This window comes from Pirellulimonas nuda (assembly GCF_007750855.1).
GTDB lineage: Bacteria > Planctomycetota > Planctomycetia > Pirellulales > Lacipirellulaceae > Pirellulimonas > Pirellulimonas nuda.
On record NZ_CP036291.1, the window covers coordinates 1,177,659 to 1,200,103 of the forward strand.

General features: G+C 66.8%; 18 protein-coding genes and 1 tRNA gene. 14 read left to right on the top strand and 5 right to left on the bottom strand.

Translation table 11 applies throughout. The features are described 5' to 3' along the window. The first annotated feature begins 63 nt into the window (after positions 1 to 63). The 5 genes from Pla175_RS05005 (at position 64) to Pla175_RS05025 (ending at position 7,267) form a co-directional block, all read left to right on the top strand. Positions 64 to 1,350 carry an aminotransferase class I/II-fold pyridoxal phosphate-dependent enzyme gene (locus Pla175_RS05005; protein ID WP_145281707.1) on the top strand — a complete coding sequence of 429 codons (1,287 nt, stop codon included), beginning with the start codon at positions 64 to 66 and terminating at the stop codon, positions 1,348 to 1,350. Beyond that, the gene (locus tag Pla175_RS05010; protein ID WP_145281710.1) at positions 1,319 to 2,440 is read left to right on the top strand and encodes a GNAT family N-acetyltransferase; all 1,122 of its coding nucleotides are present in this window, start codon (positions 1,319 to 1,321) and stop codon (positions 2,438 to 2,440) included. Before Pla175_RS05005 ends, Pla175_RS05010 begins: the two co-directional genes overlap by 32 nt. A gap of 113 nt (positions 2,441 to 2,553) precedes the next feature. Next, on the top strand, positions 2,554 to 4,410 hold the full coding sequence (locus Pla175_RS05015) for a dockerin type I domain-containing protein (RefSeq protein WP_145281712.1): 1,857 nt from the start codon (positions 2,554 to 2,556) through the stop codon (positions 4,408 to 4,410). A gap of 490 nt (positions 4,411 to 4,900) precedes the next feature. Continuing rightward, positions 4,901 to 6,142 (top strand): ornithine cyclodeaminase, encoded by a 1,242-nt coding sequence (locus Pla175_RS05020; protein ID WP_145281714.1) that lies wholly within the window; start codon positions 4,901 to 4,903, stop codon positions 6,140 to 6,142. Between the two features lie 276 nt (positions 6,143 to 6,418). Then, positions 6,419 to 7,267 carry a dimethylarginine dimethylaminohydrolase family protein gene (locus Pla175_RS05025; protein WP_145281717.1) on the top strand — a complete coding sequence of 283 codons (849 nt, stop codon included), beginning with the start codon at positions 6,419 to 6,421 and terminating at the stop codon, positions 7,265 to 7,267. On the opposite strand, the gene Pla175_RS05030 is transcribed toward Pla175_RS05025, so the two are convergent. Continuing rightward, positions 7,264 to 9,180 carry a sulfatase family protein gene (locus Pla175_RS05030; protein ID WP_145281719.1) on the bottom strand — a complete coding sequence of 639 codons (1,917 nt, stop codon included), beginning with the start codon at positions 9,178 to 9,180 and terminating at the stop codon, positions 7,264 to 7,266. The two genes, Pla175_RS05025 and Pla175_RS05030, sit on opposite strands and share 4 nt — an antisense overlap. A 175-nt stretch (positions 9,181 to 9,355) precedes the next feature. Here Pla175_RS05030 and Pla175_RS05035 point away from each other — a divergent pair. From Pla175_RS05035 to Pla175_RS05045, 3 genes are all read left to right on the top strand, one after another. Then, positions 9,356 to 9,428: transfer RNA gene (locus tag Pla175_RS05035), tRNA-Glu, on the top strand. Between the two features lie 224 nt (positions 9,429 to 9,652). Beyond that, complete coding sequence (locus tag Pla175_RS05040; protein WP_145281721.1) at positions 9,653 to 10,393, top strand: hypothetical protein; 741 nt, start codon at positions 9,653 to 9,655, stop codon at positions 10,391 to 10,393. 97 nt (positions 10,394 to 10,490) lie between these two features. Next, a complete protein-coding gene (locus Pla175_RS05045; RefSeq protein WP_145281723.1) occupies positions 10,491 to 10,982 on the top strand; it encodes a DinB family protein in 492 nt (163 codons plus the stop codon). A 59-nt stretch (positions 10,983 to 11,041) separates the two neighbouring features. Here the strand turns inward: Pla175_RS05045 and queC are convergent, their stop codons facing one another. Beyond that, positions 11,042 to 11,740, bottom strand: a complete 699-nt coding sequence (gene queC, locus Pla175_RS05050; protein WP_145281725.1) for a 7-cyano-7-deazaguanine synthase QueC — start codon at positions 11,738 to 11,740, stop codon at positions 11,042 to 11,044. Between the two features lie 108 nt (positions 11,741 to 11,848). Here queC and queF point away from each other — a divergent pair, with 108 nt between their 5' ends. Both queF and Pla175_RS05060 read left to right on the top strand, forming a co-directional pair. Then, a complete protein-coding gene (gene queF / locus Pla175_RS05055; RefSeq protein WP_145281727.1) occupies positions 11,849 to 12,253 on the top strand; it encodes a preQ(1) synthase in 405 nt (134 codons plus the stop codon). An 85-nt stretch (positions 12,254 to 12,338) separates the two neighbouring features. Further along, on the top strand, positions 12,339 to 13,376 hold the full coding sequence (locus Pla175_RS05060; protein ID WP_145281729.1) for a sugar phosphate isomerase/epimerase family protein: 1,038 nt from the start codon (positions 12,339 to 12,341) through the stop codon (positions 13,374 to 13,376). Positions 13,377 to 13,395: 19 nt separating this feature from the next. Here Pla175_RS05060 and Pla175_RS05065 read toward each other — a convergent pair whose 3' ends face one another. Then, positions 13,396 to 15,675 carry a hypothetical protein gene (locus tag Pla175_RS05065; protein WP_145281731.1) on the bottom strand — a complete coding sequence of 760 codons (2,280 nt, stop codon included), beginning with the start codon at positions 15,673 to 15,675 and terminating at the stop codon, positions 13,396 to 13,398. 542 nt (positions 15,676 to 16,217) lie between these two features. On the opposite strand from Pla175_RS05065, the gene Pla175_RS05070 reads away from it, so the two are divergent. Further along, positions 16,218 to 16,658, top strand: a complete 441-nt coding sequence (locus Pla175_RS05070; protein ID WP_145281732.1) for a TraR/DksA family transcriptional regulator — start codon at positions 16,218 to 16,220, stop codon at positions 16,656 to 16,658. 233 nt (positions 16,659 to 16,891) lie between these two features. Further along, positions 16,892 to 17,998 carry a S1C family serine protease gene (locus Pla175_RS05075; RefSeq protein WP_145281734.1) on the top strand — a complete coding sequence of 369 codons (1,107 nt, stop codon included), beginning with the start codon at positions 16,892 to 16,894 and terminating at the stop codon, positions 17,996 to 17,998. A gap of 157 nt (positions 17,999 to 18,155) precedes the next feature. Here Pla175_RS05075 and Pla175_RS05080 read toward each other — a convergent pair whose 3' ends face one another. Continuing rightward, entirely contained in the window at positions 18,156 to 19,079 is a 924-nt protein-coding gene (locus tag Pla175_RS05080; protein WP_145281736.1) for a nucleoside hydrolase, read from the bottom strand. A 205-nt stretch (positions 19,080 to 19,284) separates the two neighbouring features. On the opposite strand from Pla175_RS05080, the gene trpD reads away from it, so the two are divergent. Together trpD and Pla175_RS05090 are read left to right on the top strand one after the other, a co-directional pair. After that, entirely contained in the window at positions 19,285 to 20,322 is a 1,038-nt protein-coding gene (trpD, locus tag Pla175_RS05085; protein ID WP_145281739.1) for an anthranilate phosphoribosyltransferase, read from the top strand. Beyond that, positions 20,309 to 20,809: a hypothetical protein gene (locus tag Pla175_RS05090; RefSeq protein WP_145281741.1), complete on the top strand. Its 501-nt coding sequence runs from the start codon at positions 20,309 to 20,311 to the stop codon at positions 20,807 to 20,809. Before trpD ends, Pla175_RS05090 begins: the two co-directional genes overlap by 14 nt. 33 nt (positions 20,810 to 20,842) lie before the next feature. On the opposite strand, the gene Pla175_RS05095 is transcribed toward Pla175_RS05090, so the two are convergent. Continuing rightward, the gene (locus tag Pla175_RS05095; RefSeq protein ID WP_145281744.1) at positions 20,843 to 22,444 is read right to left on the bottom strand and encodes a DUF5722 domain-containing protein; all 1,602 of its coding nucleotides are present in this window, start codon (positions 22,442 to 22,444) and stop codon (positions 20,843 to 20,845) included. Position 22,445 lies beyond the last annotated feature (1 nt).

The following is a 22,445-nucleotide window of genomic DNA, read 5'->3' on the forward strand; positions in this document are numbered from 1 at the left end:
GTGTGACCGAGTCCGACGTCCACGGCGCTCGCCGCCTAGCACTTCTACCCCCAAGGTCCTGTGATGGCTTCTAGCACCCCCCTTGCGCGCTTGCTCGAGGAACGCTCCAGCGGCCGCGTCGTCAAGCACCTCGCGGCGATCCTCGATCAGCTCCCCAACTCCTACTGCCAGCTCGAATCGCTCGGGCGGCACGAGTGCGTGATCCGCGGCCGGCGGATGCTCAACTTTAACGCCATCAACTACCTGGGGCTCGAGCAGCACCCAGAGATGATCGCCTCGGCCCAACAGGCGCTGGCGACCTGGGGCACGCTGGCCGGCAGCTCGCGGGCCGCGGCGGAGGTGGGGCTGTACGAGAAACTCGAGAGCAAGATCGCCGAGAAGATCGGCGTCGAGAGCGTGATCGTCTACCCGACCGTCACGCTGGCCAACCACGGGGTGATCCCGCTGCTGATGCGGAAGCGGTCGCTGCTGCTGACCGACCAAGAGGTGCATAACAGCGTGCAGCGGGCCGCCATCGAGGCCAAGGGCGCCGGCGCCACGCTGGGGTCGTTCATCCACGACGACTTCACGCAGCTCGAGCAAATCCTCGAAGCCCAGCGCGGCCAGCACAGCCACGCCATGATCGCGCTGGACGGCGTCTACAGCATGGCGGGCACCTACCTGAACCTGCCGCGCTACGAGGCGATCGCCAAGAAGTACGACGCGATGCTGTACATCGACGACGCCCACGGCTTCGGCGTGGTCGGCCCCGAGGGACGCGGCATCGTCAGCCACTACGGCAGCAACTACGACAACACGATCTACGTCGCCTCGTTGGAGAAAGGCCTGGCGAGCCTCGGCGGCTTCGTCGCCGTGCCGCAGGCCGCCCGCGACTACTTCCGCTACAACTCGTACACCTACACGTTCAGCGGGCAGTTGCCCCCGCCGTACCTGGCCAGCGCGCTGACCGCGATGGAGATCCTCGAGCGCGAGAAGGGCGCCCGGCTCACACGGCTGCACGAGCTGATCGGCCGCGTGAAGACCGAGGTGCAAGAGATCGGCTTCGAGGTGATCGGCGAAGACCACCCGTTCCCGCTGGTGATGGTCAAGGTGGGCGAGTTTGAGAACATCCCCGAGGTGTCGCAGTTCTTCTACGACGAGGGGGTGCACATCCTTACGGTCGGATTCCCGGTCATCCCGCAGTCACGCGGCGCCATGGTGCGGATCAGCCTGTCGGCCACCCACGCCGACAGCCAGATCGACCGGCTGATGGCCGCGTTCCGCAAGCTGCACGCCAAGCTCAACCCGTCGCGAACCCAACAGGACAGCCGTGAATGCCTTGCAGATACTGCCAGCTCGGTCGCGGCGTGATCGGAAGCGGTTCCTCGGCCTGCCGGCGCGTATCTATCAAGGCGACCCGTTGTGGGCCCCCGCGCTGGCGGCCGAGGAAAAGGCGCTGGTGGGCTTCAAGAAGCACCCCTTCCACGCAGTGAACGACGCGCAGTGCTTCCTCGCGGTGCGGGGCGACGAGGCGGTCGGCCGGATCGCCGCGATCCACAACCGCGAGCACAACGCCCAGCACCAAGACCGCACGGGCTTCTTCGGCTTCTTCGAGTGCCAAGACGACGCCGAGGCTGCCGCGGCGTTGTTTGCTGCCGCGAGCGGATGGCTGGCCGAGCGCGGCCTCGACCGAATCCGCGGCCCGGCGAACCCCAGCATCAACTACACGCTCGGGACGCTGGTTGAAGGGCACGACGTGCCGCCGACGTTCATGACCCCCTACAACCCGCCGTATTACGCGGGGCTGATCGAGGGCGCCGGCTTCCAGAAGGAGCACGACCTGTGGGCGCTGCGGATGACGATGCCGCAGATGGAAACTATGGCGAGCAGGGTCGAGCGAATCACGCAGCGGCTCACGAAGCAGTACGGCCTGAAGCTGCGGACGTGGTCCGCCACCCCGCGTCCAGAAGAATTGCGCGAGTTCCTCGGCGTGATCAACAGCTCGCTTCAAGACCACTGGGGCTTTGTGCCGCTCACCCAGAAAGAACTGCAGCGCGCCGCCGCGGGGCTGCGGCTGCTGCTAGTGCCGGAGCTGGTGATCGGCATCGAGATCGAGGGCCGGTTGGTAGGGGTCACGCTGGCTCTGCCCGACTACAACCCACGCATCAAGAAGATCGGCGGCCGATTGTTCCCGTTCGGCTTCCTTCAACTGCTCGCCCGCAAGCGGAGCATCAAGAAGCACCGCGTGATGGCCGCCAATGTGCTGCCGGAGTACAACCGCGCGGGGCTGGGGGTAGTGCTGATCCACGCCTTGATCCTGCGGGCCCGCGAGCTGGGCTGCCAGGAGGTGGAGTACTCGTGGATCGCCGAGTCGAACGCGGCGTCGTTCGGCACGCTGGAGAACGCGGGGGCCCATAGGTGCCGGACGTTTCGGGTTTGGGAGCAGTTCATCGCTTATTAGGCACTCTATTGCAGTTCCATCGATCAACCTGAGCGGTGGCCGAATTTCATTGACACCACCCCTCTTCGGTGATAACTTCCTGTGGAATCTCATCAATTAGTGGGGACAATCTGATGTCAATCTTTGCTCCGATACTCACATCTGCTAGTTGTGGCGGGCCCTTTCGCGGTTTCTATATGGGATTAGTTGTTCCCTGGCTGCTGTCCATTTCGGCTGACAGCGCTTCGGCGATCCAACTGTACTATCACCTAGACGATCCAGGAAGTCTGACGACGGCGGAGAAGGAGGATCCAGTTCGGTACGAGCGGCTACTGGGCAATCCAGAGTTCATAGGGAATGACGTTTCACTTTTTTCGTCGGCGCCATTCTATGGGGCGAACCCTTCACAGTTCCGCCCGCACATCAATAGCTATGCAACATGGGACCTTTCGGGTGTTGGTCGCAAGTATGCAGGTAGTGGCCCACTAGGCAATCCAGAGGGTAATCACGCGACTATGATAACGGAGAGTTGGTTTCTAACCTCTACTCACAGAAGCAGCAATCTTCTGGGGAACCCAATCCGTTTCTACCGTGACAACACTGCTTCCAGTGAATGGTGGGAGGGAACTGTTCGGGAGGTTGGGGCAGTTGGCAGCAGTACAGACGTGTCCATAGCTCAGGTTCTCGGCTCAAATGACGAGCCTCCACCAGAATGGGTGCGCCGATACCCGGTGATGAAGCGAAATATTGCTAGTTGGGACAAGTTCCTTGACCCAACGATAGTCCTCGTTGGTACGGCTACGTTCGGCGACCTGCTTGACACTTGGGTAGGTTTGAATCGAGTTGACGACGTCGTCGGCGCCAGGACTGGAAATTACACGGGTCCGGGCATCGCCTTTTCAATGACTGAGGATGGTGAGTTCGGACACGATGAAGCCGTCACGATCGGTGGTGACTCGTCGGGTGCGACATTCGCATACTCGCCAGCTGGGCTCGCGTTGCTTGGAATTCACTCCCAAGCGGGCATGGATGCGGGCATGGATGCAGACGTCTCTGCGATGTCTTCAGACCTGGAAGCAGCCTTTATTAGTAAGCCTGGAGAGTCAGTGAGATTTGTCACTGATCTTAGAGGAGATATGAATGCCGACTTCTCGGTTACCGTGTCAGATCTGCAAATTGTTGCGTCGAACATCGGACAGCCGCATCCTACTGGCGGAGTCTATACTTATTTTGAAGGTGATTTCAATGGAGACGGAATGGTTAGCGTCTCTGATCTGCAGGTTATTGCAGCGAGTTTGAACCAAGGACCGTTGACTCTTCCGGCCGACTTCAATAAGGACTTTCGAGTGGATCGGGATGACGTAGCAGAGCTAGGCAATCATTGGAATCAGTCCGTTGCTCCAGGTACCGCTGGTGATGCGAATCGTGATGGCGTGGTGAATCAGTTGGACGTGTTCCTGGCTGACATGCATAGCAGTATTGATGTCTTTGAACTGCCGACTCCTCCTAGTGGCGCCCCCGTGCTTCCCGGCGACTGGGTGTACTCAGGATCCGTTAATCACCTCGATCTAGGTGTGTTAACGGCACATTACATGGATGGAATTCAATACGATCCGGGAACGAACGGCGACTTAACCGGTGACGGATTTGTACGCATCGCGGACCTTCAGGCGTTTGCAGGTATTCTTGGAGATCCAGAGAGGGTGAGGATTCAGTTTGACGTGAACTTTGACGGCAAGGTTACAGCCGAAGATTTGGATTCGTTCGCAGTGAATTGGGAAAGCAGTGTATCGGGCGGTTACTCGGATGGCGACTTTGATCTCAGTGGATATGTGGACAACAATGACTTTATCCTGTATGCACAGTGGTGGGGGTACGGCACTGGGTCTTCCATTGTTCCGCCTGGATCGGCGGTGCCAGAGCCGAGTGGCTTTGCTGTGTTGGTCATGGTCTGCTTCGGGGCGACTTTGGTGAAGCGTCTCAGGAGGTGAGGTAGTCGGGGTGGGCTTCTTCCATGGCGACTTGGTTGCTTTTCGTTTCTACCGCCGACTTGCGCCGTTCGGACGGCGAAATCCCCCGTATTCCAGATTCCCCAAAAACCGATCTTGACCCCTTCCCCACTCCGCCCCTAACATCCCGCCAACCGTGCAGGGGATCTACTACTGGTTGGCCTGATGGCCCGCCTCCCTGCCGGGAAAATCGTTGTTGGAGTTACGACGATGGCTGCTAAGCCGACCAAGCCCGCTGCTTCCACCAAGACCCCCGCCGCCCCCACCAAGGGCAAGCCGCAGGCGAAGAAGGGCAAGTAACCCCCTTCTTTGAGCTACGTCACACACCAGGCGTCGCGGGCATCTGCCCGCGGCGCCTTGTTTCGTTTCCAGACGGACGCTTGACCACGGATAGCACGGATTTCGCGGATACGGAAACGCCCTATCCGTGAAATCCGTGCTATCCGTGGTTCAACCCCGTAGAATTGCCGGCATGGCAACTCCCCACGCAATCGAAGAAGTCGAGCTCCGCGGGCACATCATCGATAGCCTGCTGCTCCCCAAGGTGCTCGACGCCATCACGGCCGGAGGCGCCGCGTTTACGATCAAGCAGGTCGCTATCGGCAACGGTCGACACGACCCCAGCTACGCGCTGCTAGAAGTGACGGCGCCGACGCAGGCGGTGCTCGACGCGGTGCTGGCGCAGGTGAGCGACCACGGCGCCGTGCCGACCTCGGCTGCCGACTGCACGCTGGTGGCCGTCGACATGGACGGCGTCTTCCCCGAGGGCTTTTATAGCTCCACCAACCAGAAGACCGAGCTGCGGCTCGGCGGCAAGTGGCTGCCGGTGGCCGATCAAGAGATGGACTGTGGCGTCGTGGTCGATCCAGACACCAACGCGGCGCGGTGCGTGCCGATGGCCGACGTACGCGTGGGCCAGCAGGTCGTGGTGGGGCACGCCGGCGTGCGCGTCTTCCCGTTGGAGCGGATCGACGCCGGCCACGCGTTCGCGTTCATGAACAGCCCGGTCTCGACCGAGAAGCCCAAACGCGTGGTCGTGCAGCAGGTGGCGCGCGAACTATTCAGTAACCGCAACGGCACAGGAAAGAGCCTGCTGGTCGGCGGGCCCGCGATCGTGCACACCGGCAGCGGGCCGCTGGTGAGCGAGCTGATCCGCCGCGGCTACCTCGACAAGCTGTTCGCCGGCAACGCGTTGGCGACGCACGACATCGAGCAATCGTTCTTCGGCACCAGCCTGGGCGTGCATTTAAGCGACGCCCACCTCGCCGAGGCGGGGCACGAGCACCACCTGCGGGCCATCAACCGGGTGCGCCGCGCCGGGAGCATCCGCGCCGCGGTCGAGTCGGGCCTGATCAAGTCCGGCATCATGCACGACTGCGTGAAGCACAACGTCCAGTTCCTGCTCGCCGGCAGCATCCGCGACGACGGCCCGCTGCCGGACGTAGTGACCGACGCCCTCGAAGCCCAGGCCCAGATGCGCGCGGCGGTGCGCGATGTGACGTTCTGCCTGATGGTCGCCACCACGCTGCACTCGGTCGCGGTGGGGAACCTGCTCCCCGCGTGGGTGAAGGTGGTGTGCGTTGATATCAATCCATCGACCGTGATCAAACTCTCCGACCGCGGCAGCTTCCAGACCGTCGGCCTGGTGACCGACGTGGAGCCGTTCTTTCGTTCGCTGCTGGCGGAGCTGGACGCGCTGGAGAAGGACGCTTAACCACGGATAGCACGGACCAGCACAGATGAGCGGGGCCAACAGCACTCCCCTCCCCGGCAGGGGGAGGGGCCGGGGGAGGGGGTTGGAGCGGTACACGCGTTGACGTTGCAATAGCGCGTCGGTCGGAGTTTAGTCCGACAGAACCCGGAGCGTGTACCCGCATCAAACCCCCTCCCCTAACCCCTCCCCCTGCCGGGGAGGGGGACAGCGCGAGGCCTGCGGCCTTCGCTCGTCCGTGCTATCCGTGGTCAAACTTTGTCGCATCAGGAACTAATCATGCCCACGCCGCGGATCTTGATGTGCCCGCCGGACTACTTCGGCATCGAGTACGAGATCAACCCCTGGATGAACGTGGCGGTCGACGCCGACCACGCGCTCGCCAATTCTCAGTGGCGTGGGCTGCACGACCTGCTGGTTGATTCGGGCGCTACCATCGAATTGATGGCCCCGGTGAAGGGGCTGCCCGACCTGGTGTTCACGGCAAACGCGGGGCTGATCTACCAGGATCGCGTGCTGCTGTCGCGATTCCATCACACGCAGCGGCAGGGGGAGACGCCGCACGACCGGGCGTGGTTCGAGGCCGCCGGGTTCGAGGTGGTCGACGACCCTCAGGTCAGCGCGGGCGCCTTCGAGGGCGCCGGCGACGCGCTGTTCTGCGGCGACACGCTGCTGGCCGGGTACCGTCAGCGGAGCGACGCCCTGTTCCACCAAGCGATCGGCGCCCTGCTGGGGGTCCGTGTGCTGCCCGTGGAGCTGGTCGACGCGCGCTACTACCACCTCGACACCTGCTTCTGCCCGCTGGCGCCGGACGAGGCGGTCTGGTTCCCCGCCGCGTTCGACCGGTACGGCCAAGAAGCGATCGCCGCGGCGGTGCCCAAGCTAATCTCCGTCGAGCGGGGCGAGGCGCAGCGGTTCGCCTGCAACGCGGTGGTTGTCGGCCGGCGGGTCGTCACCAACACCGGCTGCCCCAAGCTGCACGCAGAGCTCGCCCGGCGCGGCTACGAACCCCACGAGACGCCGCTCGACGAGTTCGTCAAAGCGGGCGGCAGCGCCAAGTGTCTGACGCTGCGGCTCGACGGTGAAGAAGCCGCCGGGTGGCGGGCGCCCCCGTCGGCCGCCCCCTAGTTGCTCGCGCTGCGTTGGTCCTTCATCTGTTGGAAGAGCCGCCGCACGTACTCGTCGGTCGACCGGTCGGACAGTGCGCGGTCGATCCAGGCGTCCGGCGCGTCGTCCATCGCGTCGGCGTCGCGCACCGCGTTGAGCAGCAATACGGTCTCTTCGGCGTTCAGCCCGCGGTCGAACTGCTCGAACAACGCGGCCTTGCCCCGCCCGGCGTCGCCCAACGCGGCCAGGGCCCGCGCCGCGGCGACGCGGTTGGTCGCCTCGTCGTCGTCAAGCAGCTTCTCGAGCGCCGGCTTGGCGGCGAGGGCGGCTTTGCCTAGCGTCATGCACCCCACGGCGCCCCAGTAGCGGGTCACCGGATTCGGGTCGGCCAGGGCCGCCTCGATGGCCGGAAGCTTCGCCGGGTCGCCCGAAGTGGCGTCGAGCGCGAGCGTTAGCGTACGCGACACGTCGAACCGGTCGCTCCGCACGTAGTCGTACATCGTCCCTTGGCCGGCCAGCGACTTGAACATCGACTCCGGCACGAGGCCGGTGTCGACCGCCTCGATCATTTCAGCGCTCAGCCGCGACCTCATCCGCCGCAGGACGGCCGTGTGCGCGGGGTCGTCCGCCAGGTTGTTCACCTCCCACGGGTCGGCCGCGGTGTCGAACAACATCTCTACCGGCTGCGGCGTCTCCCAGATCTGGTTGAAACGCTCGGGCAGCGTGCCGGCCTTCCAGGCGTCGCGCCAAGCGACCCAGGCGGGCTGGCCGAACAAGTAGGTGCTGTAGGGCGCCGCGGGGAGGTAGGGGGTGAACCGACGGATGTACTTCCAGCGCCCGTTGGTCACGCCGCGACGCATGCCGACGATCTCGTCAAAGCGGTCGCCGTACAAGAACGCTACGTCGTTCTTGGGGGGCTCGACGCGGTGCTCGCCCAAGAACGCCCGCCCTTGCATCTGCGACGGCTTGTCCAGGCCGACGAGCGAGAGCGCCGTCGGCGCCAAATCGACAAACGCCACTAGCTCGTCCACCTTCTCGCCGGCGGAGAACGGCGAGAGCCCCCGCCACTTCTCCGGCACGTGGATCAGCATCGGCACGCGCACCCCCGTATCGGTCAGGTAGCGCTTGCCGCGCGGCGTCACGCCGCCGTGGTCGCCGTAGTAGAAGACGATGGTGTCTTCGGCCAGCCCCAGGCTTTCCAGCTCGTCCAGCAGCTCGCCGACCTGGGTGTCGAGTGCGGTGATGGTGTCGTGGTAGATGGCGATGTCCTCACGCACCTCCGGCAGGTCGGGCAGGTGGGGAGGGACGGTCACCTTGGCGGGATCGTTGCGGGGCTGCTGCGGGATCAAGCCACGCTTGCGGTTCTGCCGCACCTTGTCGGGGAACAGCGAGCTCTCGTGCGAGGTGGTCAGGTTGAAGATCGCAAAGAAGGGGCTCCCCTCGGGCCGGTTCTTGTAGTGGGCCTTGCCGGAGCACGCGTCCCAGTACGAGGCGTCGTTAACCTTCGCTCCCGGGACGCGGAAGTTGTAGTCGGTCTTCGAGTTGTTGGTGCAGTAGTAGCCCTGCTCGCGCAGGTAGCTGACGTACGGCTTGATCGACGCCGGGATGGCGTGCCGGCTGCGCATGTGCTGGGTCCCCAGCGAAACGGCGTAGACCCCCGTCAGCAGCGTGCAGCGGGCGACCGCGCACACCGGCGCGTTCGAGTAGGCGTGGTTGAACTGCACCCCCTCGGCCGCGAACGCGTCGAGCCTCGGCGTCTGGATCTCGCTGCGGGCTTCGGGGGCGGCGTAGCACCCCAGCCAGTAGGCGGCGTTGTCCTCGCTGGTGATCCACAGCACGTTGGGCCGATCCGCCGCCGCCGACCGGCCGGCCGCGGGGCCCAGCAGCAACAGGACGGCGACAGCAGCAGCGAAAGCCCGGGAGTGAAGAGGCATCGAAACTCGGCGTGTTGGAGGAGAGGTAGCGGCCGGCCCTGCGGCCGCCCCAGCCGCCAGTTTACGAACCAGAAGCCCGCGCCGCGACTCTTCCCGGCGACCGGGCCCCCCACCCTTGCCCAACAACCCAGCAGCAGAGAAACTAGGGGGCTGTCACCGGCGCCCGGCCCAACACGCCCCCATCGTCTAGTGGCCCAGGACACCGCCCTCTCACGGCGGAGACAGGGGTTCGACTCCCCTTGGGGGTATTTCTATGGCCTTGGGGCCTGCGGCTCCTAGAAATCAACGGGTTTCCTGCGAAATCCCCGGTTTCTCCACCCAGGCGAGTCGCCGGCGTCAGCCGCCGGATTTTTTTCCGGAAGTTTCTCCCCCGGATCTCCCGAGAACTGACACATCGTCGCCCCCGGTCCCGGCCGCTAGGCGGCTCCGGCTCGCCTTGGCTCGGTGGGGGCGTTTCGCTACGCTCCCGCGCATGTCTCTCAACCCCCTCGCCCCCGTCACCGATTACCCGTCGATGCTCAACCGCATCTTCTGGTTCACCTCGGCGGCGACGCTGGGGGGCGTCTGGCTGCTGCGGGCGCACGTGGCGGGCATCGAAGCGGCGCTGGCGCCCCTGGACGGGCTGCTGGTGTTTGGCGAGGACCGTGTCTCCCCCGTGCCGGCCGGGTCGCTGGCGCCGGCGCTGGCCGTGGGGCTGCTGACGCGGGCGTGCCGGATCCATGCGCAGCTTTCGGACTGGTTGGGGATCCGAGAACGCTTTGATATCGACGTCATCCTTCATCGGCTCGCGGGCCGCACGGGGGTCGACCTCACCGGCGTGCCGGACGAGGCCCTGGTGCGGCGCCGCCACCGCCTGATGCGCGACGCGTTCTACTCCCACACCGGCGGCCGCCACGCGGTGGTCGACGAGTCGCTGGTGCATCAGGCGCTCGACGCGTGGAGCTGGTTCTGGGTGGGCCTCGAGGCGGCGACGGTGCTGTCGGTCGTGTCGCTGCTGCTGGTCGCCTGCGGCGCGCAGGCCGTTGGACTCAAGACGCTGGCTTGGTCGATCGCGTTCGCGGTGATCGGCCTGCCGATGCTGCGGAACCAGTGCAAGCGCTACGCGTGGGCGCAGGTGAGCGTGATCGTTTCCGATACGAAGCGCGCCGAGCAGGTCCGGCGTGCGTTCGATTGCTTGGACGATCGAGACGAGAGCGTGCGGCTCGCGGCTTGATGGAAACTATCAGGGCCGGCTGCCCACGATACGCTCCAAAAAATCTGGTAGGATGCTGGCGCGGTCGCACATTCGCCTACTCGTGAGGAGCCCTGCCATGAACGCCGTCGACGTTATCCGCCAAACCAACACCACCAGCCAGATGGTGGTCAAGGCGTACGTAGAAGACCTCTCCGACGCGGACCTGATGCGTCGCCCCGCGGCGGGCTGCAACCACTTGGCCTGGCAGCTCGGTCACTTGATCAGCTCGGAGTGCATGCTGCTCAACAGCCTGGCGCCCGGCGCGGCGCCGGAGCTCCCCGCGGGGTTTGCCGAGCAGCACGCCAAGGACAAGTGCGGCAGCGACGACCCGTCGCAGTTCTGCACCAAGGCCCAATACCTCGAGCTGTGGGGCCAGGTTCAAGCGGCCATGATGGGGGCGCTAGACCACGTCAGCGAGTCCGACCTCGACAAGCCGGGGCCAGAAAACATGCAGCCGATGTTCCCCACGGCGGGCGCGGTGTGGGTGCTGTTGGCGACGCACGCCCTGATGCACGCCGGTCAGTTCGTTCCGGTGCGACGCGCGTTGGGCAAGCCGGTGGTGATCTGACAGAGTGTCGGTGCTCTCGCAGAGAATTGTTCATTCCGAAACCGGGCGATTTTCCATCGTCAAGCGAAGTAATGGATCGGGTCCGCAAGCCCCGCGTCGGCGAACCCCTGCAGTCTCAGTTGGCAGGCGTCGCACGCGCCGCAGGCGGCGCCGTCCTCCGGGTTGGGGCTGTAGCAGGTGTGGGTGAGGGAGTAGTCGACCCCCAGCGCCGCGCCGCGGCGGATGATGTCTGCCTTGGTCAGGTCAATTAGCGGCGCGTGGATGCGGAACTTAAGCGTCCCCTCTACTCCCGCCTTGGTCGCCAGATTGGCCAGCCGCTCGAACGCCGTGATGTACTCGGGCCGGCAGTCGGGGTAGCCGCTGTAGTCGACGGCGTTCACGCCGACCCAGATGTCGGCGGCGCCGATTACTTCCGCCATTCCGAGCGCCACGCTCAGCATCACCGTGTTGCGGGCCGGCACGTAGGTGACGGGGATCCCGCCCGCCATCTCGCTGGCGCTGCGGCCCTGGGGCACGGGGATGGCGTCGGTCAGGGCGCTCCCCCCCATCTCGGCCAGGTCGACCCGCACGGTCCGGTGCTCCGCGGCCCCCAGCGACTGGGCGACGCGCCCCGCGGCGGCAAGCTCGAAGCGGTGGCGCTGGCCGTAGTCGATGCTCAGGGCGTGCAGGGCGTAGCCTTGGGAGCGGGCGATGGCGGCCGTGGTGGCGGAGTCGAGGCCCCCGGAGAGGAGCACGACGGCTTTGGGTTGGGGGGGCATCGGCGTGCGAGGGTGGGGGGAGGGTGATCGGCAATGGCGGACGCGACGCCCGTCGACGGGGCGGAGCCCGTCGGCTGTCCCTGGTTGGTGGGGGTTTATCGTGCCACAATGGCCCCCCGATCGGAAGAGAAGCCCCCTGGAAGGAGAAGCCCGCCCGTGTCCGCCACGCGTGACTTACTAGAAGTTTTCGACAACGAGTTCCCCGAACGCGACTACCTGATCGAGATCGTGGCGCCGGAGTTCACGTCGCTCTGCCCCAAGACGGGGCAGCCCGATTTCGGCACGGTCACCATCCGCTACAACCCGAACAAGAAGTGCGTCGAGCTCAAGAGCCTGAAGTTCTACCTCGGCAGCTTCCGGATCGAAGGGATCTTCTACGAACACATCACCAACACGATCCTCGACGATCTGGTGGCGGTGATGAAGCCGCGGTGGATGAAGGTGGAGACCTCGTGGAACGCCCGCGGTGGGATCACGTCGAAGATCACGTCCCAGTACACCGCGTCTGTATAACGACGACGGCTTCCCCCGTACGTCTCTGTGCCCTCCGTGGCTCTGTGGCTAACCCACCCTAGCTCATCCCAACCAAGAGGTTCTCGTGCCCGACGCCCCGCAGATCATCATTTCTGGCATCGCCGACGAAGCAGCCCCGCACCGGACCGCGCTCGAGCAGTTCGCGGCGCTCAGCGCGTTGGGGCTCCAGTACTACACGATCCGGAACATCGAGGTCGGCACCGGCGTCAAGAACGTGATGGACCTCTCCAAGGCCGACATCACCAAGGTGCGGCACCTGGAGGACGAGTTCGGCATGAACGTGGCGTCGATCGGTTCGCCCATCGGCAAGGTGAAGCTGATCAACAAGGATGACGGAACCAAGGCCCGCTTCGTGCCGTTCAAGAAGTACTTGGAGAAGGACGTCAAGAAGGCGTGCGAGCTGGCGCACGCGTTCGAGACCAAGCTGATCCGCGGGTTCTCGTTCTACCCCCCGCGCGGCGCCGACCCCTACGAGCACCTCCCCCAGGCGGTCGATCAACTGGGCCAGATCGCAGAGGCCTGCCACCGCAGCGACCTGACGTTTGGACTGGAGGTCGAGGCGAACCTGGTCGGCAGCACCGGCCAATTGATGGCGGAGCTGCACCGCCAGGTGGGCCACCCGGCGATGGTGACCGTGTTCGACGGCGGCAACCTTATTAGCCAGGGCTTCTCTACCACCGAGTGTTACGAGCAGTACCTGGCGATGAAGCCGAGCCTCGGCTGGATCCACGTCAAAGACTACCGCAACCCGAACCCCCAGCTATCGACGCAAGAAGACGGCTCGAAGAAGGTGCGGGAGGTAGACGAAGAAGCGCTCAAGCACTTCGTGCCGGCAGACCGCGGCGACAGCGGGTACGACCTGATCCTCCGCGACTTCAAGGAGATGGTCCCCAAGCTCGCCCGCAAGCTGAAGCGTCGCGGCATCCCCGGCGTGTTTGTTGAGCTCGAGCCCCACCTCAAGGCCGGCGGCCAGTACGGCGGCTTTAGCGGCGCCGATGGCATGGGGGTCGCCCTACGCAGCCTGTGCAAGGTGCTCGACTACGTCGGCCTCGACTACCACCTCCGCGACTTCGACGACGTGTGCGTCGCCCGCGGCGTGTAGGGTCGGCCGGCCGCGTTGGTCAATCTTCGGCTTCGTCGCGGCTCGGCTTGGGCGCGGGGAGACGCTGCGTCTGCTGCATGGCCCGGATGGAGACGACGCCCCAACCCCCGGCCGCCAGCATCAGCGTCACGCCGCCCAGTAGTTGCAGGCTCAGCAGCTCCGTGGCGAAGAACGCCGCCGCGGCGCCGACCGCCGCGACGATGCCGCTGATCGCCAGGTTCGTGGTCCCTTGGTCCTTGCTCTGGCGGAGCGACGCCACGTCGATCGCCTGGCGGGCCGACTGGTTGGCCAGCTCGCGCAGCAGGCTCATGTCCGCCGGCCGCTCGGGCTGGGCGGTGCGCTGCATCTGGTCGAGGCTCGTGAACGGGGTAACGGGGGCCGCCGGGGGAGCGGCGACCGCCGCCGCTGCCGCGGGGGCCGGGGCGAACGGCTCTTCCGAGTCGCCACGTGAGCGACGCAGAAGCTGAGACATGTAGTCCTCGATCGACGACTCATCTGCCGCCGCCGGCGGGGCCGCTGGCTCGGGGGGGGCGGCGACCGCCATTGGCGCGATCGGGGCCGCCGGCTGCTCCGCCACGGCGGGGGCCGCGTCGTCCGCGAACAGGTGCGCGTAGCGAGAGATGAACGACTCGGGCTCGTGTCCCCCCGCGAAATCGACCGGCGCGAACGGGTCTGCCTTGAGCCGCGGCGGCTCTACGTCCGCCAGCGGCGCCGGGGCGTCCGCGTCAACGGCGGAACCGACACGCTCCGGCTCGGCCTCGGTGGTCGGCTCGAGATCGGCACGAGGCTCGGAAACGGGCTCGGCTTCGGCGACCGGTTCGGCCGCGTCCAAGGGCTGGCCCTCGGCGCTCGGCAATGCGTCGGCGTCGGGCTCGGCCGCTACCGCTTCGGGCTCTGCGGGCCCGTCCCACGGCGAGTCGGCCGGCGCTGGGGCGGCCTCCGCCGCCGGTTCGGCGGCGGGGGCGTCTTCGTGCGGGGTGAGGATGTCTTCCGCGGCCAGCGAGGCGGGCGCCCACCAGTCGGAAGAAGCGGGCAGCGGCGCCACGGCCGCGGCGGCCGTATCGGCGTCTTCTTCCGACGGCGCCGGCTCATTGGCCTCGGCTTCCTGCCGCGGCGCGGAGGCGTCCGCGGGCGTCGGCTCTGGGCCCGCGTCGCTGGGCTCCGGCACGGGGAACCGGTGCTGCAGTGCCTCGATCGTGTCGGCCGCGGTGGTCAACTCGTCGCTGAGTTCGTCCAGCCGCTGACGGTCGTCCGCGCTGTTGGCCTCGAGCCGCTCGCGTTCCAGACGTAGTTGGGCCACTTGGCTGGTGAGTGTTTCTAGTTCGGCGCGGAAGGCGTCGCGTTGGGTTGTAGCTTCCAGCAGCTCCGAGGCGCGTGCCTCGAACCCCGCGCGTTCGCGGCGTAGCGTCGCCACCAGGGCGCGGACGCGCGTCCGCAGCGCCGCGACACGCAGCCCCGCGTCCGCATCCGGGACGCTCTCACGGGCTTCATCCGTCCAGGCATGGACCGCCTCCGCGGCGGGGGCCTCGTCTTCCGAGAGGTCGTCGGCCTGGGCGGTCGCGCACGGCAGGGGCGCCTCAACGGGGGGGCTGGCGGCCACGGGGGAAGCGGGGAGATCGAGCGACCAGACGTCATCGGCCGCGGCGCCGGCGGCCGGCGCCGGCGAGGGTTCGGATGCTTCGGCGTCGGCGGGCCCAGCGGGTTGGCGGTCGAGCCACGGCTTGAGCAGCTTGGCCGGCACCGGGGGGACGAACGAGGGCGCCGTGCTGGGGGCGTCGTGGGCCGGCGCCTCGGCCGCTTCGGCCTCCGGCGCGGGCTCCACCCGCCACGGGTCACTGCTCCAGTCGTCCTCTGCCTCTGCCTCGACCTCGACCTCTAGGGCGTCCTCTTCACAGGCCAGTACGCTTGAGACGGGCTCGGCCTGTGGGACGACCTCTGGCTCGGCGGGGGCCAGCTCCTCCTGCACGGCGGCCGACTCTAGGCGGATCGTGGTGGCGCCCAGGGTCAGCTCGTCGCCGTCGTTCAGGTCGCTGTCCGCGAACGGCCGGCCGTTGAGCGTGGTGTCGCTGGCCCAGCGCCGCACGCGCAGGCCGTCGGGGCCGCGGGTGATCAAGCAATGGAGCGGGCGGGCGCCCCGGTGGTAGACACGCAGCGTGCACTGGGGGCCGCCGCCGATGGAGACCGAGTCGCGGTCGATCGGCACCACGCGATCGGCCTGGCCCGGAGTCGCCACCCGCAGCAGGTGGGTCGAGACCGAGTCACAGCGAACGACAGGGAGGGCCGGGGTTTGGGTCGCCATAAGTTCTTGAGCGGCATAAAGGTTGCGGTATCGGCGAGGCAGGCAGGACGCGGCCTTGTCTGGGCCACGGACCTTCCGCCATGGGGATGTAGCTTTCGCCTGCCGCACGGTCAAAACCGCTGGCGCCACAGGGGGGGAGATCGGCAACCCGTCCAGAACGGCTCACCGGATCGTTCCGGTTGTGCCGATGTAAGAGTCGCTGGAAACCGTGGCCAGCGTCTTCTGGGCGGGGCCGAGGGAGGCCGGAAAAGGGCGTATTTTTCCTACAATCGGCGGTTGCTGCGGAAAAATCAGCCGGAAGCGAGAATTGCTTTTTTCGGGCGCAAACCTTTTTCGGCGTGATGCGTACTATAGTTCGGTTGCAGACCGACTCGGACCCAGAGGTCTCGGGATGCAGCCAAAGAAGAAGCACCGGCCGCCGACACCCCGTCGTAGCGGCCACCCAGCAGAGCACCAGGCGAACCCCAGAAGCCCCGCCGGCGTCCTCCCTCAGAGGCGCACCGACGGCTGATGCGGCGCCTCCGGCACCGAGGCAGACCAAGATGGCCCGAAACGACTCAATCCAGAAGATGCGCGACCTGCTGGTGATGCGCCGCGACGCCCTGCGCAAGGCCCTGTCGGGCGACCTGAGCATGCTCAAGCAGATGCGCGACCAGACCAGCGGCGACGTGATCGACGCCGCCCTCGACGCGGCCCAGGACGAGATCAGCTCGCAACTGGCCGAGGTCGAGAGCCGCGAGCTGTCGCACATCGAACGCGCTCTCGAGCGGATCCGCCTGGGCGTGTACGGCGTGTGCGAGTACTGCTCCGGCAAGATCCCCATGGCCCGGCTCAACGCGCTCCCCTACGCCACGATGTGCATCGAGTGCCAGCGGGCCGCGGAAGACGGCAGGCTGGACGAGAACGACCGCGCGGACTGGAGCCGGATCATCGACGAAGGGGGCGACGCAGAGCTGTCGATCTCCGACCTCGAGATGTCGTAATCCACGACCCGGCTGGCCAGCGATCACGCAAGCCCCGATGATCAAGCCCCGCAGGTAGCTGCGCGTCTTGGTCATCGGGGCTTTGCATTTGGCCACCCAATTTGGCCCCACTACGGTCGCCCCGCCGGCCCCAACCGGGCTATACTCTTCTGGCGCTGGCCGGTGGTTCCCGTAGTCCGTTCGCGAGGGTGCGAACGGCGCCCCCGCTAGCGCCGTGTTGGGCAGCGCCGAGCATGGATCATCGTTTACTTGCGTTCGCGACCTCGCTCGCGATTACCCTCGGCGGCGGGCCCGCGCTGGGCCAACGCGCCCCGCTGTCGGCCGATAGCGAGCGCAACCAGCAGTTCGCCCAGCTCGCCCGCGACGTCGAGGCGATGGAGCGCGAGCTGGGGATCGTCAAACGCGTCGTCGCCCTGGTGACCCCCACCGTGGTCCACATCGAGGCCCGCCCGCTACGCGAGTACCGCGTGCGGAGCAACGTGCAGGAAGCGGGATCGGGGGTGATCGTTCGGTTTGGGGTCCGCGACTTTGTGCTCACCAACCGCCACGTGGTCAAGAACTCGTCGGAGCCGTACATCCGCATCCAGCTAGCGGACGGCCGGGTGCTGACCCCGCAGCGGATCCTGAGCGACCCGCTGACGGACGTCGCCGTGTTGGAGGTCGAAGCAACCGACCTGATTCCGGCCCGGCTGGGGGACAGTGACGCGGTGGAGATCGGCGAGTTCGCCCTGGCGGTCGGCAGCCCGTTCGGCCTGAGCCAGAGCGTCACCCGCGGCATCATCAGCGCCAAGGGGCGTTACAACCTCGACCTCGGCGACGGCGAGGTGAAGTACCAGAACTTCCTGCAGACCGACGCCGCCATCAACCCCGGCAACAGCGGCGGCCCGCTGATCAACCTACGCGGCGAGGTGATCGGTCTGAACACCGCCATCGCCAGCAACTCGGGCGGGAACGAGGGGATCGGCTTCTCCATCCCGATCAACGTGGTCATGCGCATCGCCCGGCAGTTGGTCGACCGGGGCGAGGTCCGCTGGGGCTTCTTGGGCGTCACGCTCGACGGCCTGTTCGACGACAAACGGGCCCGCGCCATCGGGCTCCCCCGGCTGGTGGGCGCCCGCATCAAGGAAGTCACCCCCGGCTCCCCCGCCGAGTGGGCCCAACTGCGGCCGGACGACGTGGTGATCTCCTTCGCCGGCACCCGCATCGAAGACGACGACCACCTGATCAGCCTGGTGAAGCTGACCGAAGTAGGCCAGAGCGTCGAGCTGGTGGTCTTCCGCGACGGCGCTCCGATGCGCACCCGCGTCGAGATCGCCGCGGAAACCGGGGCAACGAATTAACCACCAAGGGCACGAAGAGCGGGAGATGATAGATGATCGAGGCTAGATGATAGAGAGGAACGACCCAACGTTTCTATCATCTAGCCTCTATCATCTAGCCTCTATCATCTAGCCTCTATCATCTAGCCTCTATCATCTATCATCTCCAATACGTCCCTCAGCCCTTGACGCCCCGCAGCAAGCAGTCGCGCACCGCCGCCACGTCCATCTCGGTCACGACTTCCATGTTCGGCTGCGAGTCGGGCTTCGACCGGCGGTCGAACACCGTGGCGCCGTAGGTGAGGTCGCCGGCGGTTTCGACGTCGCCCGACATCGGCTCGGTGGTGAACAGCTCGGGGTGCATCGCCATCACCACGCCGACCGCGTCGTGCACAAAGATCCCCTCCATCCCCATGCGGTGCCGGTAGGCGCGGTAGTAGCCCGGGAGGATGCGATCGAGCAGCCTGGCCGTCCGCCCGTCGCCCTGCTTGACCAGGTCGAGCAGGTCGAAACGCATGCTGAGCTGACGCGTGACGTCCAGCGGCAGCAGCGTCTTAGTGATCCGCGACCGCAGCACGTCGCGGGCGCTCTCCGCGTCGCAGTAGATGTTGAACTCCGCGGCCGGGGTGATGTTGCCCCCGCACGCCACGGCCCCGCCCACCACGATCACTTGGCCGATCGCCTGGGCGATATCGGGTTCGCGCTGCAGCACGGCCGCCAGGTTGCTCAGCGGGCCCGAGCAGACCACCGTCACCTCGCCCGGCGCCTGCCGGATCTCGTCGGAAATCACCTTGATCGAGGCGTGGCGGTTGGCCAGCTCGGCCACCTGAAACTCGGCGCCCCCCAGCCCGTCCGACCCGTGCAGGTCGCGCCCGTCGGTGCGCAGCGGCTGCTCGGCGGTTGCGGCGCCGATCCGTGGCCAGCGCTGCGGGTCGAGGTTTTCGATAATCGCCTGCACGTTCCGCGTGGCCAAGGCGGGCAGCACGTTCCCGCCGGTGGCGGTAACGGCGACCACCTCCAGCTCGTTGGACGCCAAAGCGACGCACAGCCCGAGCGCGTCGTCGACGCCGGGGTCCATATCGAGGATGACTTTGCGGGGCATAGCAGAAGAGGTATGAGGCGTTAGGTTTTAGTCGTTTGCAAAGATGGCCTGCCCAGCCGCGCGGGCCGCGCACGCCGGTTAGCGGAGAATCGGTCCTCCGCTATTTTCTTGGTCATCGGGGCTTGGTCATTGGGTATTCTGTGCATTAGCCCCCTTTATCCTGCAATGCGCAGCGGCTAGCAACACGGATATCCCCTACTTAACGATGGATTTTGCCTTGAACGAAGGCCTGAACGCGTTGATCGGCCAGGTTTCGGCCGGGCAAAACCTGACGCTCGAAGAGGCCTCGGCCGCGATCGAGGCGCTCATGCGGGGCGAGGCCGCCGAGCCCCAGATCGCCGCGCTGCTCACGGCGCTGGCCCACAAGGGAGAAACCGTAGACGAGGTGGCCGGCGCGGCGCTCGCCATGCGGCGCTGCATGACGCCGATCCGCAGCAGCCGTCGCGGGATCGTCGACACCTGCGGCACCGGCGGCGGGGGGTCGCAGACGTTCAACATCAGCACCACCGCGGCCATTGTTGCCGCGGCGGCCGGCGCCGTGGTCGCCAAGCACGGCAACCGCAGCGTCACCAGCCGCAGCGGGTCGGCCGACGTGCTGCAAGCGCTGGGGGTGAACCTCGACGCGTCGGTCCCGCAGGTCGAGGCCTGCCTGGAGGAGCTGGGCCTCTGCTTCTGCTTTGCTCCGCTCCAGCACCCGGCGATGCGGCACGTCGGCGCGGTGCGCAAGAAGCTGGGGATCCGCACCATCTTCAACACGCTGGGCCCGCTGGCGAACCCCGCCGGCGCCGAGCACCAACTGCTGGGGGCGGGACGCTCCGAGCTCCCCCCGCTGCTGGCCGGCGCCGCCGCCAGGCTGGGGACCCAGCGGACCCTCGTGGTCCACGGCGCCGACGGACTGGGTGACGTGTCGATCACCGGTCCCACGCAAGTGATCGAGGTGACCCCCGCCGGTGAGCGACGCCTGGAGTGGACCCCGGCCGACTTCGGCGTCGCCGAGGGCCCGCTCTCCGCGCTGCTGATCGAGTCGGTCGAGCAGAGCGCTGCGGTCGTCCGCGCGGTGCTCGCCGGCGAGCAAGGGCCGCCGCGCGACATCGTGGTCCTGAACGCCGCGGCCACGCTGATCGCCGCCGAACAAGAAGCCGACCCCAAGCTCGCCGCGGAGCGTGCGTCCGAGGCGATCGACTCGGGCGGCGCGGCTCGGCTCCTCCAACGCCTCGTCGAGCGATCGCATGAGCCCGCTTGAAGAAACGCCCGACCGCGATGGGCCCGTTGCGCCCCCCGCCAGACGCGAGCGTTGGCGCCCGCCGAAGGACATCTACAGCGTGCCGCGGCGGTTCGACCTGGCGTCGATGCTAATCGTGGCGACCGCGTACGCGCTGCTGCTAACGGCGCTCAAAGCGCTGGGCGCCGACGAGTGGCTGTCACTCTGGATGGTGGTTTTCGTTACATGGGTTGGGGGGGCCCAGGTGGTGCTGTTTCGCGGCGACGACCCACGCAAGGCCTCCTGGATCGCGGGCGCCGTGTTCTGCGGTCTGACGCCGGCGGTCTATATGGCGTGGGGGTACTGGCGCGGCCAACTCGCGGTCGGCCCGGCGTTTGTCGCCACGACGATGCCCGCGATTCTTTCGGGGGCTGTGCTTGGCTATCTGACCGGGGGGCTGGCCGCGGGGGTGTTCCTGCTGATCGACTTGGTGCGGCACTGGATGGAGCGTTCGAAGCGTGCAGAGTGACGGACTCCGCCGGCTCACGCCGGCGGCTCGCCCCTAACGCGTTGTGCTTTCTTGTGCTTCTTCGTGGCTATCCGTCACGTCGCCCCAACTCTCGACGCCGATCACCGGCAGCGCAAACCGGAACGCTTCGTCTTCTTGGGGCGTCCCCGCGGCGCGGTACAACTCCCACGCCGGCTTCTTGCCCAGCGGGTCGTCCTTGTCGTCCGGGAACCGACGCAGGCCGATCCGCAGGCCCCCTTCGTGGCGGTTGTCGATCCAGTTGTGGTACTGCATCGCTTGGATCTCCGGGAGCGCAGCGGCCTTCTTCCAGAAGTACGCCAGCCCCGCGGCTTGCAGCTCGAGCTGACGGGGGCTGTAGTCGCGTGAGTTGAGCCCCTGCTCGGAGAGGTGGATCACGCGCTGCCGCTCGCCTCGGAAGAACGTGTCGGGCCGGCAGGCCCACTCGGCCAGCACTTCGAGGTTCTTCGGCGTGATCTTGGGGGTGTCGAGGCGCCGTGTGGCGCCCGGGTCGTCCCAGGTCGCCGGCTCCAACAGCGAAGCAGGGTAGGGATGGTACGCCAGCGCCCAAGCGAAGTCTCCCTCCGTGCGGCAACGCTCTAGCAGCAGGTCGAGGATCGCCCGCGAGCTGTAGCCGTGGTTGGGGTAGGCCGCGTTCCAGTGGTGCGTGAGCGACACAAACGCCTGGGCGTGCGGGTCGTACTGCCGCGCGGTGAGGTGCACGGCGCGCAGCGATCGGTAGTAGAGGTCGAAGAACTCCGCCAGCGGCAGTTCGCCCGCGTTGGTCCACTCCCACCCGGCGTCTACCTCGTTGTGGACGATCCAGTGGTGGATGCGGCCATGCTCGCCGCTGGGGCGGCTGTACCGCTCGCACAAGAAGTCGAGCGCCGCCGCGTAGAGCCGCATCCCCTGCTCGGAGCGGACGTTGGGCATCGCGAAGTGCGCGCCGGGATCGCAGTTAGGGTCGGCCATCACCGCGACATCGGGGGGCAACTGGTCGGGCCGGGGCATCAGCAAGATGCCAAGCACCAACAGGTTGCGTTTGTAGGTGTGGGCCATCGTGCGGTCGAGCCGCGCGATGGCGCCCGCATCTGCCCAGTACTCCCGGCCCGCGTGCCGCAGCGCGATCGCGCCCCGCTGGGGCGTGACGCGCAAGAAGCTCAAGGGGATGTTCACCGTCACGCTGGTGATGCCCAGCGCGTCGAGGTCCTGGTCGGGGCCGCGCCCGGCCGAGTAGCCGCCGAGCCCCTTCTTGCTGCGCGGCAGGACGCGGGGCAGCTCGGCGCGCGGCGCTACTTCGTCTGCGAAGCGTGGCGCGGAAAGCGAGCGGCCTGCGCCCTCGCCGCTCGCCACGACCCACCGCGAGAGCAGCCGGTCCCGCAACGCGCCGGCCTCGCCCGCGACGCGGTCGACCGTCACCTCCGCCACGCCGGGGGGCAGCTCCTGCACCCGGATCAGGTCGGCCGCGTCGCGCTCGTCGGCCCAGAGGGGGGCTTCGTACAGCGTCGCGCCCTGCGGGGCGTCGCTCGCGAGAACGATGCTGGTGGGCGTCACCCGGACCTGGGAGACCCGGGGCGGGGCGCCGACCGCGGTGTGCGGGAGAAGGAGCAACGTAAGCAGTAGAATCTGGGAGCGCATT

What these genes read in the sequence shown, in the direction of transcription:
- Pla175_RS05005 (WP_145281707.1), top strand. Translation starts at nt 64, where the DNA reads ATGGCTTCTAGCACCCCCCTTGCGCGCTTGCTCGAGGAACGCTCCAGC.
- Pla175_RS05015 (WP_145281712.1), top strand. Translation starts at nt 2,554, where the DNA reads ATGTCAATCTTTGCTCCGATACTCACATCTGCTAGTTGTGGCGGGCCC.
- Pla175_RS05020 (WP_145281714.1), top strand. Translation starts at nt 4,901, where the DNA reads ATGGCAACTCCCCACGCAATCGAAGAAGTCGAGCTCCGCGGGCACATC.
- Pla175_RS05025 (WP_145281717.1), top strand. Translation starts at nt 6,419, where the DNA reads ATGCCCACGCCGCGGATCTTGATGTGCCCGCCGGACTACTTCGGCATC.
- Pla175_RS05030 (WP_145281719.1), bottom strand. Translation starts at nt 9,180, where the DNA reads ATGCCTCTTCACTCCCGGGCTTTCGCTGCTGCTGTCGCCGTCCTGTTG.
- Pla175_RS05040 (WP_145281721.1), top strand. Translation starts at nt 9,653, where the DNA reads ATGTCTCTCAACCCCCTCGCCCCCGTCACCGATTACCCGTCGATGCTC.
- Pla175_RS05045 (WP_145281723.1), top strand. Translation starts at nt 10,491, where the DNA reads ATGAACGCCGTCGACGTTATCCGCCAAACCAACACCACCAGCCAGATG.
- queC (WP_145281725.1), bottom strand. Translation starts at nt 11,740, where the DNA reads ATGCCCCCCCAACCCAAAGCCGTCGTGCTCCTCTCCGGGGGCCTCGAC.
- queF (WP_145281727.1), top strand. Translation starts at nt 11,849, where the DNA reads ATGGCCCCCCGATCGGAAGAGAAGCCCCCTGGAAGGAGAAGCCCGCCC.
- Pla175_RS05065 (WP_145281731.1), bottom strand. Translation starts at nt 15,675, where the DNA reads ATGGCGACCCAAACCCCGGCCCTCCCTGTCGTTCGCTGTGACTCGGTC.
- Pla175_RS05070 (WP_145281732.1), top strand. Translation starts at nt 16,218, where the DNA reads ATGGCCCGAAACGACTCAATCCAGAAGATGCGCGACCTGCTGGTGATG.
- Pla175_RS05075 (WP_145281734.1), top strand. Translation starts at nt 16,892, where the DNA reads ATGGATCATCGTTTACTTGCGTTCGCGACCTCGCTCGCGATTACCCTC.
- Pla175_RS05080 (WP_145281736.1), bottom strand. Translation starts at nt 19,079, where the DNA reads ATGCCCCGCAAAGTCATCCTCGATATGGACCCCGGCGTCGACGACGCG.
- trpD (WP_145281739.1), top strand. Translation starts at nt 19,285, where the DNA reads ATGGATTTTGCCTTGAACGAAGGCCTGAACGCGTTGATCGGCCAGGTT.
- Pla175_RS05090 (WP_145281741.1), top strand. Translation starts at nt 20,309, where the DNA reads ATGAGCCCGCTTGAAGAAACGCCCGACCGCGATGGGCCCGTTGCGCCC.
- Pla175_RS05095 (WP_145281744.1), bottom strand. Translation starts at nt 22,444, where the DNA reads ATGCGCTCCCAGATTCTACTGCTTACGTTGCTCCTTCTCCCGCACACC.